This is a genomic window from Ruegeria sp. D1(2025), assembly GCF_056536425.1.
Genome location: NZ_JBQFPO010000004.1, coordinates 97,483 through 111,579 on the forward strand (window position 1 = coordinate 97,483; position 14,097 = coordinate 111,579).

At 57.7% G+C, this 14,097-nt stretch carries 12 protein-coding genes; 9 read left to right on the forward strand and 3 right to left on the reverse strand.

Annotated features, from left to right (window positions below; genetic code table 11):
* The first annotated feature begins 63 nt into the window (after positions 1-63).
* From ACR1XU_RS11715 to ACR1XU_RS11755, 9 genes are all read left to right on the forward strand, one after another.
* Positions 64-1,548: a sugar ABC transporter ATP-binding protein gene (locus tag ACR1XU_RS11715; RefSeq protein ID WP_480905009.1), complete on the forward strand. Its 1,485-nt coding sequence runs from the start codon at positions 64-66 to the stop codon at positions 1,546-1,548.
* Complete coding sequence (locus ACR1XU_RS11720) at positions 1,545-2,486, forward strand: ABC transporter permease (protein ID WP_170806452.1); 942 nt, start codon at positions 1,545-1,547, stop codon at positions 2,484-2,486. The genes ACR1XU_RS11715 and ACR1XU_RS11720 overlap by 4 nt, the downstream gene beginning before the upstream one ends.
* Positions 2,483-3,490, forward strand: a complete 1,008-nt coding sequence (locus ACR1XU_RS11725) for an ABC transporter permease (RefSeq protein WP_480714184.1) — start codon at positions 2,483-2,485, stop codon at positions 3,488-3,490. Before ACR1XU_RS11720 ends, ACR1XU_RS11725 begins: the two co-directional genes overlap by 4 nt.
* Before the next feature lie 12 nt (positions 3,491-3,502).
* Positions 3,503-4,579, forward strand: coding sequence for a Gfo/Idh/MocA family protein (locus ACR1XU_RS11730; protein ID WP_480905014.1), 1,077 nt, complete (start codon positions 3,503-3,505; stop codon positions 4,577-4,579).
* Positions 4,576-5,691 (forward strand): Gfo/Idh/MocA family protein, encoded by a 1,116-nt coding sequence (locus tag ACR1XU_RS11735; RefSeq protein WP_480905017.1) that lies wholly within the window; start codon positions 4,576-4,578, stop codon positions 5,689-5,691. The genes ACR1XU_RS11730 and ACR1XU_RS11735 overlap by 4 nt, the downstream gene beginning before the upstream one ends.
* Before the next feature lie 232 nt (positions 5,692-5,923).
* Positions 5,924-7,456, forward strand: coding sequence for a phospholipase D family protein (locus tag ACR1XU_RS11740; protein WP_480905020.1), 1,533 nt, complete (start codon positions 5,924-5,926; stop codon positions 7,454-7,456).
* Between the two features lie 57 nt (positions 7,457-7,513).
* Positions 7,514-7,879 (forward strand): cupin domain-containing protein, encoded by a 366-nt coding sequence (locus ACR1XU_RS11745; RefSeq protein WP_170806456.1) that lies wholly within the window; start codon positions 7,514-7,516, stop codon positions 7,877-7,879.
* A gap of 168 nt (positions 7,880-8,047) precedes the next feature.
* Positions 8,048-9,442 carry an alpha/beta fold hydrolase gene (locus tag ACR1XU_RS11750; protein WP_480905024.1) on the forward strand — a complete coding sequence of 465 codons (1,395 nt, stop codon included), beginning with the start codon at positions 8,048-8,050 and terminating at the stop codon, positions 9,440-9,442.
* Between the two features lie 75 nt (positions 9,443-9,517).
* Positions 9,518-11,407 carry an amidohydrolase gene (locus tag ACR1XU_RS11755; RefSeq protein ID WP_480905027.1) on the forward strand — a complete coding sequence of 630 codons (1,890 nt, stop codon included), beginning with the start codon at positions 9,518-9,520 and terminating at the stop codon, positions 11,405-11,407.
* A 146-nt stretch (positions 11,408-11,553) separates the two neighbouring features.
* Here the strand turns inward: ACR1XU_RS11755 and ACR1XU_RS11760 are convergent, their stop codons facing one another.
* The 3 genes from ACR1XU_RS11760 to ACR1XU_RS11770 form a co-directional block, all read right to left on the reverse strand.
* Positions 11,554-12,006, reverse strand: coding sequence for an SRPBCC family protein (locus ACR1XU_RS11760; RefSeq protein ID WP_480905030.1), 453 nt, complete (start codon positions 12,004-12,006; stop codon positions 11,554-11,556).
* Between the two features lie 106 nt (positions 12,007-12,112).
* Positions 12,113-12,925, reverse strand: a complete 813-nt coding sequence (locus tag ACR1XU_RS11765) for an XdhC family protein (RefSeq protein WP_480905032.1) — start codon at positions 12,923-12,925, stop codon at positions 12,113-12,115.
* 12 nt (positions 12,926-12,937) lie between these two features.
* Positions 12,938-14,077, reverse strand: coding sequence for a vWA domain-containing protein (locus tag ACR1XU_RS11770; protein ID WP_480905034.1), 1,140 nt, complete (start codon positions 14,075-14,077; stop codon positions 12,938-12,940).
* Positions 14,078-14,097 lie beyond the last annotated feature (20 nt).

The following is a 14,097-nucleotide window of genomic DNA, read 5'->3' on the forward strand; positions in this document are numbered from 1 at the left end:
GGCCTTCCGCCCCCGGCGGGGCGGAGGGCACACACAGTGCATCTCCAGCATTCAAGGAATTCCATGAGCCGCACAGCACTACTCGACGCGTCTGACGTGGCCAAAAGTTTTGGCGCCGTACATGCCCTGATCAAAGCCCAGCTTACGGTCGCCGAAGGCGAGATTGTTGCCTTGATGGGGGCAAATGGTGCCGGGAAGTCGACTTTTGTCAAAATCATAACGGGTGCCCTGAAACCTGATGCTGGCCAGGTGCTGATCCGGGGGAAACCGGCGCATGTCGGAAACCCGGCCGAGGCGCGCCGTTCCGGTCTGGTGCCTGTTTACCAGGAACCGTCGCTTATTCCTGATCTCGACGTGTCCGACAATCTCAGGCTGACCGACACACCGGTCGATCAGTTCCGTGACTGGGTTTCGGAACTTGGGATCAAAGACCTGAAGTTGTCGGCAATGATCGGCGACCTGCCGCTCGCCACGCTTCGCATTCTCGATCTGGCCCGCGCGTTGGCAGTTGAACCTGATGTTCTCCTGCTGGACGAAATGACCGCTGCACTGCCCACAGATTTGGTTGAACGTGTTTTGAAAACCGTACGACGCAAGGCAAATGACGGGATGGGGGTGATCTATGTTTCCCACCGCTTCACCGAAATTTCGGAACTATGCGATCGGGCGACGGTGTTGCGGGATGGCATGTCCGTCGGGGATCTCGACATAGAACCCGGTGTCGAAGAACGCGTTGTCGAGTTGATGTTGGGTCAAAAGATAGACATCGGACAGCGCCAGATACTTCAAGCAAACGGACCACAAACACAGACACCCCGATTGCACGTTCAGTCGCTTGCGTTCGAGCCCAGTTTCTCGGACGTCTCGTTCGACTTGTACCCCGGCGAAGTACTGGGGGTAGTCGCGCTTGAAGGTCAGGGACAGGATGAGCTTTTCGAGGTGCTCGCGGGTTTTGACCGACCAACGTCAGGGTCAATGGAAGTGGACGGAATGCCTGTTCATTTCGCCCACCCCGCCGACGCCATTGCGGCCGGGCTGACCTTCGTGCCGGGCGACCGTTCTGATGCTTTGATGGCGCAAAGGTCCGTCAGGGAAAACATTGCCCTACCATTCTCGGCACGTCTTAGAAACTGGGGGCCGATAAAACTCCGTCACGAGCGGGACCGGGTCGCTTATGCGGTCGAAAAGCTGCAGATCGACACACGCGCGCAAGGTGAAGTGCAACGACTTTCAGGTGGCAACCAGCAGAAAGTCACCATTGGTCGCTGGCTGGCGACCGGTGTCGAAACCTTGCTTTTGTTCGACCCGACCCGTGGCATTGATGTCCGCACGAAACGCCAGATTTATCCACTGGTTCGCGAGTTGGCCGATCTGGGCGCGGCGGTGCTGTTCTACACATCCGAGTTGGAAGAAATCCCGCTGGCCTGCGACCGTGTGGTCGTAATCTTCAACGGGCGAGTGGTTGACGTGATAGACGCTGCCGACGCCGATGAACAAACGCTGATGCGTGCGGCTTATGGCCTGACCGAAGCGGAGGGCGCAGCGTGAGCGGGACCATCCGAAAACACTCCTGGGTCATGGGGCTTGTTTTACTTCTTGTGGTTCTTCTGACCATCACAAAGGTGATACAACCCACTTTCGGCGCGTCCGGGCTTGAGAGTATCGCCCGTGCCGCCCTGCCCTTTGCTTTTGCAACCGCCGGTATGGCTATCGTCGTGATCGTCGGCGGTATCGATTTGTCCGTCGCATCGATGATGGCGGTATGCGCCGTGACGGCAGCCGTTTTGATGGAACGCATGGCCGGTGTGCCCGCCCTGCTCATTGTTCTGGGTGTCGGGCTTTTGATGGGGCTGATCAACGGGCTACTGATTGTCGTGACGCGTGTACCCGACATCGTCGTTACACTCGCCATGCTTTTTGTTTGGGAAGGCGTTGCGTTGCTGATCCTTGAAACACCCGGTGGCGCGACGGCGGACTGGCTGGAACAATCGATCCGAGGGCATTTTCTGTTCGACGGGCTGCCAAAGGCGCTTGTCGTCATCGCCGTCGGCATCGCGGTGGTCTGGCTGCCGATCCGGCGCTCCAAACTTGGCCTTTCGATCTATGCAACCGGGTCGGACGAACTGGCTGCCTTTCGTTCAGGCGTTGGGGTCGGAAGAACGAAAGTTATCGCCTACGCCCTATGCGGTCTGTTTTGCGCCATGGGCGGATTAAGCCTGGCCGCCCTGACCGGGATAGGAGAGCCGGTGCCTGGTCCGTATCTTATGGCCTCTGTCGCAGCGGTGGTTCTGGGCGGTGTCGTTCTGGGTGGTGGCAAAGGCGGCCTTCTTGGCCCGATCATCGCCGTTTTCATTCTGCGGATCATCCGAACGATCCTGACTTTGCTGGCCGTCGATCCAAACGTGACAACAATTATCGAAGGCACAATCATGGTCCTTGTTGTCATGCTGGGCACTGCGGCGTCACTAAGGGGGGCCCGCCGATGAGCATGGACACCACTGACCTGCCAATGGTCCGCTTTGGGCGGTATCTTCGTGACAACCCGATCATACCGCTGTTGGTTTTCCTGTTCCTGATGATCGCTGTGCTCGAGGTCTTGCGGCCGGGTATCGTCACCCCGTTCCGGGCCGGTCGGGACGGGCTGATCTCGACCTTTTGGGTCGGCAACCTGATCAAGTTCGCAATTCCGCTGGCGATGCTTGCCGCTTGTCAGGTACTGACGATGCTGACCGCAGGAATTGACCTGTCGGTCGGAGTGGTCGCTACTGTGTCAGCCTTCGTCTGCGCGACACTCAGCGCAATATGGGGCGTCACACCCGCAGTCCTGATTGCTTTGTCCGCGGGCCTTGTTGTTGGCGTTGTAAATGGCATCGGGGTTGGACTGGTGCGTGTCCATCCTTTGATCATGACGCTTGGAACGGGATTGATCGCCACCGGATGCCTGCAGGTCTACCAACGCCTCGTCATCAATGCGGGCACCGAGATTCCCGCTTTCCTTTCATGGCTCGGGACCGGTCGAACTGCAGGAATGCCGAACGGGCTTTTTGTATTCGTCCCGTTCGCGCTCTTTATCCTGTGGCTGATGCGCTATACCGGGTTTGGCCGGTTGCTGTTTGCACTTGGCTCCAACGAACAGGCCGCCAAATTATCCGGTGTACGGGCCTGGCAGGTCTATCTGGCGCTCTACGTGCTATCCAGCTTTATCGCCGCACTGGCTGGTTTGCTCTATCTCGGCATGATCCGTCAAACCTCACTGAGCCTTGCAAATCCGTTGTTGTTGCCCTCGGTCGCCGCGGCGGTGATTGGCGGCACATCAATCTTTGGGGGGCGTGGCAGTTTCGCCGGTGCGATCGTGGGCGCACTTATTCTGCGTGTGCTGGATACCATGCTAACATTGATGCAGATGCCGGAAGGCGCACGCACGGCCCTGTTTGGGCTGATCATCCTCGCGGTTACCGCGCTCTACGTCAGGATCACCGGCACGCGCTAAAGGAGGTTTCCAATGGCAAAATTCCGGATCGTCGGCATCAGTTTCGATCACATGCATATGGGTGATTTGCTTCGGATGGTGCACGATCATCCTGACGCCGAAATCGCCGCGATCTTCGATCCGGATCGGGACAAAATGCAGGCGGCAGTGAAGGCATTCGATATTCCCGATGATCGGGTATTTACGGACTTCGACGCATGTATGACTGCGGGTCATTACGATATGGCCATTCTATGCGCGGCGACAGCGCAACATGCGAACTACACGGAACGGCTGGCTCTTCATGACATGCATGTTTTTGTCGAAAAACCCTTTGCCGCATCTGTTGACGATGCCCGCCGGATGATGACGGCAATGAACGAAACCGGAAATCAGCTGGTCATCAACTGGCCCTTGCGATGGGTCGAAAGCCACGTGACGGCCAAGCGGTTGATCGACGAAGGCATAATCGGTGACCTGCGTGAGGTCCATTTCTATGACGGAAATCGCGGACCGTTGTACCATTTGGCCGATAAGGTCGAAGTAACCCCCGAGGAAGTCGAGCGTCAAAAGCCGGACTCCTGGTGGTACAAACGGTCATCAGGCGGCGGTTCGCTGCTTGATTACCTGGGATACGGCGCGACGCTTGGAACCTGGTTCATGGGCGGCCGTGCACCGATCGAGGTCACATGCACGGTTGACGAAACACCAGGTATCGAGGTCGATCAGCATGCAATCGCCGTGTGCCGTTACGAAACAGGCCTGTCGAAGATGGAAACGCGCTGGGGTACGTTCACCGATCCTTGGACAACGCAGCCGCAACCCACTTGCGGGTTTGTTTTTGTCGGCACCGACGGCACCATTTCGTCGCCCGACTATGCCAGCCACATAACGGTTCAGACCCGCGCAAAACCCGAACGGCACGAGATACCGGTGACCCCGTTGGCTGCTGGCGAACGAAATGCCATCGAATACGTCCTTGGCTGCTTGTCCAATGGAACCCGGGTCGAAGGGCCGCTTGATCCGGCCCTGGGTCTGACAGCACAGCGGATCGTCGATACCGCGCTCCGTTCAGCCCGCGAAAAACAAACTCTCAGGTTGCTGTCATGAGCGAGGACAGTGCCAAAACCGACCAGTATGCCTTAAAGTCAGCCCAGTTGCCCGAAGTCCCTGCCCCGGACCTGCCGTATTCTCCACCGGTGCCTCAAAACTACAGGCCTAGGATCGGAATAATTGGTACGGGCGGAATTTCCGTAAGCCATCTGGATGCCTACCGAACGGCCGGCTGGGACATTGCCGCAATCTGGAACCGGACGCGCGCGAAAGCCGAAGAAAAGGCCGCCGAATACTGCCCGTCGGCGCGCATCGAAGATGATTGGCAGGCGCTTCTTTCCGACAGTGAAATCGACGTTGTCGACGTCACGCTTCATCCGGAACACCGAATGCCAATCCTCAAGGCTGCTTTGCAGGCGGGCAAACACGTGCTCAGCCAGAAGCCGTTTGTTACCGACCTCGATCTTGGCAATGACCTTGTGAAGCTGGCAGATGATCAGGGTGTGAAACTCGCGGTAAACCAAAATGGCCGCTGGGCTCCGCACCTATCCTGGATGCGCGAGGCGGTTTCAGTTGGATTGATCGGCGACGTTCTGTCTGCACATGTTTCAATTCACTGGGATCACGGCTGGACCGCAGGTACGCCGTTTGACGAAATGGAGCACCTGATCCTTTACGATTTTGGTGTGCATTGGTTCGACTTTCTTGCGTCTCTTGTTGGCGACAGGGCGGAAAGCGTCTTTGCAACCGCGACACCGGCACGTGGCCAGGCCAACAAGGTCCCTTTGATGTCACAGGCGCTGGTGCGTTTGGACCAAGGCCAAGCAAGCCTGATTTTTGACGGGGGCGTTCCTTTTGGCCCGCGTGACACAACATATGTGGCTGGCACAACCGGAAGCCTTACATCAAGGGGACCGGATCTTTCATCGCAATCTGTGACGCTTGAGACAGCGCAGGGCATCGCGCGCCCAGCGCTCAAGGGACAATGGTTCAACGACGGGTTTCGCGGAACCATGGGCGAGCTTCTTTGTGCGATAGAAGAGGACCGAGAGCCCTCGGTATCCGCAAAGAACAACCTAAAGTCGTTGGCCATCGTTTTTGCGGCAATTGCCTCGTCCAAACAAAATCGAGAAATCGAGATCGGAAGCATCAGAACAGTCGACGCCTGAACGGGTATTTTCAGGCAAAACGGGTACGAATTCAGGCCTTTGCCAATATCCTTCGACCAGCCTCGCCCCCTAGTCCAACCCGCAAATAGGTGGCTTTTAATGGTCGCCATACTGCGATCCCTACCACACACCGCCCGGGGACAGATGCGAAACAACCAGACGCTGCAAAGAAGAAACTTGCATTCGCGCCCTGATGCGTAGTCACTTGGTAACGGATGGTTGGAGGAAGACTATGAAACCATGGGCTATCGTGGTTTGTGTCGTTTGCGCGTTGGGCCTTGTCGCTTGCTCTCCCCGAGTTCGTACATATGAAAAGACGGTATCAAGTGCTGTTCCTGCAAGCTCGGGCAGCAATCTTGCGCAGACCGTCAACCGCCTCGGAGACCCAAAAGACGGTCGTTCGGGTGTAAAGCTGATCAGCGACGGCGAAGAAGCTCTGGTCTCAAGGCTATTGATGGCCGCAGCGGCAGAGCAAACGATCGACGCCCAATACTATCTTTTGCACAACGATCCGACCGGGCATCTCTTTGCGGCCAGTCTTTTACAAGCGGCAGATCGGGGGGTGCGTGTCCGGTTGCTGTTGGATGACATGGATACATCCGGCTACGACGCGATGACCGCTGCGCTTGATTACCACGACAACATCGAAATCCGGCTGTTTAACCCCTTTTGGCGCGATCAAAGCCTGCTGGTTGCGGGGCTGACTGATTTCAAACGCATCAATCGACGAATGCACAACAAATCCATGACGGCGGACAACGTGTTCACGATTGTCGGTGGGCGAAACATCGGTGCCGAGTACTTTCTGGCCCGTAAAGAAATGAACTATGCCGATCTGGACGTTCTGGCCGCAGGCCCCGTTGTAAAAGAGGTCTCCAAAAGCTTTGACGCATACTGGAACAGCGAATTTGCCGTCCCTGCCCGCGTGGTCGTCGGTGAACCGGAGGCCTTCAGCCTGAGCGATGCGCGAGGCAGGCTCAACGCGCTGGTGGAAGAGGCGAAGCAAACGCAATACGGCGCCGCCCTGCGACGATCCGCCGAAGAAAATTTTGCAGACGGCGCGCTGTCACTGGACTGGCTTCCTGCCCGATTGTATGCGGACCCGCCGTCCAAGGCGGCAGGCCTGGAAAACTCGGATCCAATTCTCGCATCCCAACTTCTGCCCTACTTCGAAAATGCCAAAAGCGAAGTGAACATTATCTCGGCCTATTTTGTACCGCGCAACAATGGCGTGAGATGGATGACCGAACTGGAAAACCGCGGGGTCGAGGTCAAAGTTGTCACCAACTCATTGGCCTCGAACGACGTAGCACCGGTCTACGCCCACTACGCCAAGAAACGTCGGGCAATGCTGCGCGGCGGGGTCGACCTGTATGAACTGAGGCCCGATGCCTATCAAGTCCAACGTCGCGGCATCAACTGGGCGCAATCCCGATCCGGCCTCCATTCCAAGGCTTTCGCGGTGGATGACCGATATCTGTTCGTCGGGTCGTTCAACTGGGACCCGCGTTCGGTCCACATCAATACCGAAATGGGGATTCTGATGGATTCGCCCGCTTTGGCCAGTCAAACCATGGCTGCCTTGGACCAAGCGCTGCCAGCCTACACCTATCACGTGACGTTGGAGCGTGCAGGCCAACTTAAGTGGCGGACCCGGAACGAGGATGGCACGATCCTGGAATATGACTCTGAGCCGACAGGTACGGCATGGGATCACATCGTCGCCGGCTTTTTGAGCATCTTGCCAATTGGTTCACAGCTTTAGGGTTGATGATTTTGACAATCAGCCTGGCTTTGGCAAATCTCCGGAAGGGTTTTGATCGTGAAGTACTACAACCTGTATGCCGACGCCGCAGGCGAAAGCCGTTGGTCCGAGATCGAAGTTCCGCTGGCAGAGCGAAGCTTTGCGCCACCAGCAAAGGCAATTGAGGTCTCAGAGCCGGAGCATGTTAAACAGACCATGTTCCTGAGGCTTCGATCAGGTTGGAACGAACCGATCCACCCGACGCCAGTGACGCAAAGGCTGGTGTGCCTTGCCGGAACGATCCGCGTTACCGCAAGCGATGGCAACTTTCGGGATATAGGACCGGGGGACGTTTGGCACATGGCAGACAAGTTCGGACGCGGTCATCACACCAAGGTCACAAGCTTCGAGGATTTTGAGGCGGTCATTATTCAGTTCGAGTGAAGTCGGAAAATTCCACGATCTCTTCAAACCTTCACCAGCTCCATAAACAGCCCACAAGTGAGAGCGCCGTTACGGTCTGAAGATTTCCGGCTATACTGGGGTCATTGTTTCGCGCCGGCACCTGATTGACAGCGATCAAACCACCGCTGGCGCAGAGGGGGGATTGCCATGGAACAACGCCTCTCAGCCATTATGGCGGCCGATATGGTCGGGTACTCGCGCTTGATGGAAGTGGACGAGTTGGGTGTTCTGTCACGTCAAAAGAAACACCGGCGCGAATTGATCGATCCGGAAATAACCCGGCGCCGAGGAAGCATCATCAAGACGACCGGAGACGGCATGCTGGCCTCGTTCGAATCCGTTCAGGACGCGGTTCAATGCGCCGTCAGCATTCAACAAGCGATGAGCCTTCGGGAAACCGAACTGGAGGACGACAAGAGAATTCGATTTCGCGTCGGCATCAATCTGGGCGATGTCATTTTCGACGACGGCGACATCTTCGGAGATGGGGTGAACGTCGCCGCGCGGCTGGAAGGATTGGCAGAACCCGGCGGCGTGTGCGTTTCGGATATCGTGCATCAGGCGATTCAGGACCGGGTCGACGCGCCATTTCGCGACATGGGCGGCCAACGCGTCAAGAACATCACTCGCCCCATTCGTGTCTGGCAATGGTCCCCTCAGGCGGCGCCCGTGCGTGCGGCTCCTGAGATTTCACTGCAACAGCGCGTGAAGTTCTGCAAATCGGCAGATGGCGTAAATCTTGCCTGGGCCTCGACCGGAGAAGGTACACCTGTGCTGAAAGCCCCGAATTGGCTTAATCACATCGAGTATGAGTGGACCAGCCCGGTCTGGGGGGATTTCCTGTCCGAGATGTCCAAACTCTGTCGATTGGTCCGGTTCGACCAACGGGGAAACGGGCTTTCAGACTGGGAAGTTGAGGACATTTCAGAAGATCGTATGATCGACGACATGATTGCCGTGGCCGATGCGGCCGGGCTGGATCGTTTTGGCCTGTTCGGCATCAGTCAGGGGTCTGCATTTTCAATTCGATTTGCGGCAAGACGCCCCGAGCGTGTGAAATTTCTTATCCTGCTGGGGGGCTATTTGCGCGGGCGCATGATGCGCGGGGACGCCGAAGCCGAACAGTTTTATCAAGCATCTCGCGCCATGGTATCGGCCGGCTGGGGCTCCCCCAACCCGGTGTACCGCCATTTCTTCACGTCTTGCTACATGCCGGATGCCACACCGGAAGAAGGGGCAAGTTTCGACGAAATGCAACGCATCTCCGCCAGCCCGGAAACGGCCTTGCGGATCATGGAAATGAACAGCTACATGGACGTACGCACAGATGCGCAGCGCGTGAGTGTTCCGACTTTGGTGTTGCATGCCCAAGGCGACATGGCAGCACCCATCAGTGAAGGCCGTGAGACAGCCCGGGAAATCCCGACGGCTGAGTTCGTTGAACTGCCCGGGGCCAATCATTGCATGATACGCGGCCATCCGGGGTTCGATGAGTTCTTTCAGGAAATCGGACCGTTTCTGAAAGAACATGGTGATTTTTGAGTACCTTACGCTTTAATGGTGCTGACGTTATTTGTACCCGCTGTTTCCTCAACAACGTGATTTCCGGAGAACGTAATGACTGATATTTCCAGAAGGCGTTTCCTAAAATTCGCCCTGATCAACTCAACTGCCCTGGCTTTGGCCGGACAGACAATGGCTCAGGCGACCTCTCTCTCGGACGTTGGCGGTGCGATGTTGGGTTTGGAGACCGCCACGATTTTCACCGCGCGCGAGATCGTGACGCTCGACCCGGATCAACCGTCAGCTCAGGCCGTTGCGGTGATAAATGATCGGATCCTTGCAACCGGAACGCTGGACGAGGTCAAGGGCATCCTTGGAGATAAACCGTACGATCTGGACACAACATTCGACGACCACGTTATCGTTCCCGGTTTCATTGCGCAGCATGACCATCCGATCCTGGCTGGATTGACAATGTCATCCCTGATCCTGTCCATCGAGGATTGGGAACTCCCCGACGGCACCGTGATTGCCCTCAAGGACAAGGATGACTTCATGACGCGCCTTGCGGCAGCCGATGCCGAGTTGGATGATCCGGCTGAACCGCTGCTCACCTGGGGGTATCATGCCGCGTTTTATGGCCCTCTGACCCGCGCCGACCTCGACACGATCAGCGCCGAGCGCCCGATATTCTCGTGGGCCAGATCCTGCCATGAGTTCATCCTGAATACAGCCGCGATGAACGCCGCGGGCGTCACGGAAGACCTGATCGCCAGCTGGTCAGAGACAGAAAAATCGCAATCCAGTTTCGAAGATGGTCACTTCTGGGAACAGGGTTTGTTTGCCGTTTTGCCGAATATAGCGCCGATGGTCGCAAACCCTGACAAGTTCCGTTCCGGCCTGCTGACCATGCGCGACTACATGCACGCCAAGGGTGTGACCTTCGGAAACGAACCGGGCGGTATTCTTGCAAAGCCCATTCAGGATGCGGTCAATGCGGTGATGTCGGCGCCATCGATGCCCTTCCGATGGACGTTCATTCCCGATGGCAAAAGCCTGGTTGCTACTTACGATCAGGATACCGACGTGATCCGCCAAACCGAGGCTTTGGTCGACTGGTACGGCGGCATGACCAGCATGGCAAAGGGCAGCGTAAAACTGTTCTCTGACGGCGCCATATATTCCCTAGCGATCCAACTCCGCGACCCCGCCATCGGTGACTATCACGGTGAATGGATGATGGATCAGGACGCATTCGAGCGTGCTTTCCGGGTCTATTGGGACGCCGGTTATCAGGTGCATGTGCACGTCAACGGCGACGCCGGTCTCGACCGTGTTCTGAACACGCTGGAAGACAACCTATTGCGCAACCCGCATTTTGATCATCGTACGGTGATTGTCCACTTCGCCGTCAGCGCGCCCGACCAGGTCGAGCGTATCAAACGCCTCGGCGCGATCGTCAGCGCCAATCCTTACTACGTCACCGCGCTATCAGATCGCTACAGCGAAACCGGCCTGGGACCCGAGCGCGCGGACCAGATGGTGCGGCTGGGCGATCTGGACAAATCGGGTATCTCGTGGTCGCTGCACTCTGACATGCCCATGGCACCGGGCGACCCGCTGTTCTTGATGTGGTGCGCGGTAAACCGGGTCACGAGTTCCGGTCGCGTAGCCGGCAGGGACCAAAAGATCTCTGCCGAACAGGCCCTGCGCGGGGTCACGATCAATGCGGCGTATTCTCACCGCCTTGAAGAAGAACGGGGCAGCATCGAACCGGGCAAGCTCGCCAACTTCACGATTTTGGCAGAGAACCCCCTGACAGTCGACCCGATGAAGATCAAGGATATCGCGGTTTGGGGCACGATTGCGGAGGGACGCATTCAGAAAGTCGGCGATAACTTGCGGGAAGACGCAAGCCGAAGGGGCAACGAGATCCCGGGCGAAATATATTTTGCCGAGAGTGCGTTAACCCACGCCCTTTCCGTCGTTCACGCGCATCTTTGAAGTTTGATTCGCACTGCAGAACAACTGGATTTGGCCGCATCAAGTTTGGTTGTGTCCAAGTGGGCACTCGAATGGGCTGGGTTTTGTCTCCTCAGAACGATGATCAATTCCCAGCCACTCAATCCCAAGTTCTACTGATACTGGTTCTAAGAAACCGATTGCTCCGAGACGATCTCGCCAAAACGTGTAAAAAACTTGCCCGAGAGCTTTTTCGCGGTGCCAGCAATCAATCGACTACCCAATTGCGCAATCTTTCCGCCGACTTCAACTTTAGCGGTGTATGCAAGAATGGTCTCATCCCCATGTGAGGTAAGCGTTACGTCGGCACCACCTTTGGCAAACCCGGCCGCGCCGCCTTTGCCTTCCCCGGTCAGGGAAAAACCTTCAGGTGCATTTGAAGTATCCAGCGTCACCTCACCCGAGAACCGCGCCTTGACCGGGCCGATCTTGAGGACAACCTTGGCCTCAAGGTGCTCGGGCGAGTGCTGGATCAGTTCCTCGCAGCCGGGAATGCACTCGCGCAGGACATCCGGATCGTTCAAAGCGCGGTAAACGACGTCGCGCGGGGTGGCAATGTGGATTTCGTCACTGAGTTCCATTCATGTTTCCTTTGTTCAACAACATCTTGGATAGACCAGAAGTGCGGTCTCGGTAGCCTCTTCCGGCGTTACGTCCGGGCGCACCAGCCACAAACGCCGCAGGCGATTAAGCACGTTTTTCATCATCAGATGCCTCTCTGGATTTGTTCGTGTTTCGCCACAGCACGATCTCGGCCAGGATCGACAGGGCGATTTCATGCGGATCGATCGCATGGATATCCAGCCCGGCCGGGGATTTGAGCTGCGCCGCGCGCTCCGGCGCCAAACCTTGAGCGATGAGTTTTGCCGTAAGCGCATCAGCCTTTCGGCGGCTGGCCACCATGGAGACATGGGCCGCCTCGGTTTGCAGCGCCGCTTTCAGGGCGTCAGCGTCTCCGCGACCCTGCGAGGCAACAACAACGAAATCCTGCGCCTCAATGTCCAAATGGTCGATGGTTTCCAGCGTAAACCTATCGTAGTCGCCGTTTGTTTCTGCCTCGTCACCAAGGCAGATTCGAAAGCCGGCCAGCGCCCCATGCGCTGCCAGCGCTGTGGCAATCGGAGATGCACCAAAGATCACCAGACGCGGGGCGTGTTGATACGGTTCGACCAACAGATCGACAGTGCCGCCCGAGGGGCAGCCGCTTTTGAAGGTCTGCACTCCGTCGGGGTCTGTCATGCTCACCACCTTATTCGAAGGTTTGACACGGATCATCTGCGGCTCGCCGGTGATCAGCGCCGTCCGGGCCGAGGTTCGGACGGCGCGCTGCACGCAAGCCCCTCCGAGATGTCCAAGAAGGCGCCCGTCTTTGGTGATCGCAGCTTTTCCTCCGGCCTTTGCGGACGTTGCATCCGCCGTACGCAGGACCGTTGCCACACAAAAGGCCTCACCGGTTTGGCGCAGCTGTTCAATCGTGTCGAATATGTCGAAGTTAGCCATTTCAGACTCCTTTCACAGCTTACGAAACTGAGGCTCCAACGCCGCCAGCGCTTCCAGCGTGTTGGCTGGCAAATGTGCATCCAGATAGGGTTCCGCCGCCTGCATCGCGGCAGCAATCGGCTGGTAGTCCCGCCAGCCTTTCAGGGGGTTCAGCCATACGATCCGCCGCGCTTTACGTCGGATGCGCGCCAGCGCATCGCCCAGCGCCTGCGGGTCGGAACTGCAATACCCATCGGACAAGATCAGCACGATGGTCCGTCCGTTCAAAGCGCGCGCGCCGTATCCGTTCAGGAAATGCTCAAGACTGCCCGAGATATCCGTGCCGCCGCCAAACCCTTCAGCCATCAACGACAGCCGCCCGGCCGCGCGCAAGGAGTCGTGGTCGCGCAGCGCATCTGTGACGCGCATCAGGCGGGTGTGGAAAAGATAGGCGTCCGCCTCTGTGCCACTGCCGATCAGACCTTTGAGGAAGGCCAGAAAAACCCGCGAATAAACCGTCATCGAACCGCTTACGTCACACAAGGCCACAATCCGCATCGGGCGTGGTGGACGAGCGCGGCGATACAGGTCCATCGGTTCTCCGCCCCTTGCAAGGCTGGCGCGTTGGATCCGGCGCATATCAAGCGAGGGGCCACGTAGCGCTTGTTTCCGCCGACGCGAGCGGCGGTCGCGGATGGCGCGCGCGATGGTGGCCGCGGCCTGTTCCGCCTGCCGCAGCGCGTCTTCGTCCATCAGCTCGCGCAAATCCCGACGCGACAGGTTGGCCGTACGGGTTGCAATCAGCTTCCCGTTCCTCCCCACGGCCTCCCCGTCGCCGGGATCAGGCGCAGTGGCCTGATCCGTGCCGGTTTCCGTTTCCTGAGCAGCCTGGCTTTCCTGCTGCCAGATCATCGGCTTGGCGGATTGAACCCGCACATGCGCCGTTTGGGCAGTTCCCGTGCGCTGCTTTCCGGTATTGAACCAATAGGCTTCGAACAGGTCATCGAAGCGCCGCCAATCGTCGGCGTCGCCGGCCAGCAACACGCAAAGCGCCTGCTGGGCCTGTCTGACATCCGTTGCCTCAACCGCCGCCAGCGCAGCCAACGCATCCGCTGTTTCAGCCGGTCCCACACGCATTCCGTTCATACGCAGATGCGCGATGAAGCCAGACATGCGATCCGCCAAACCAGATG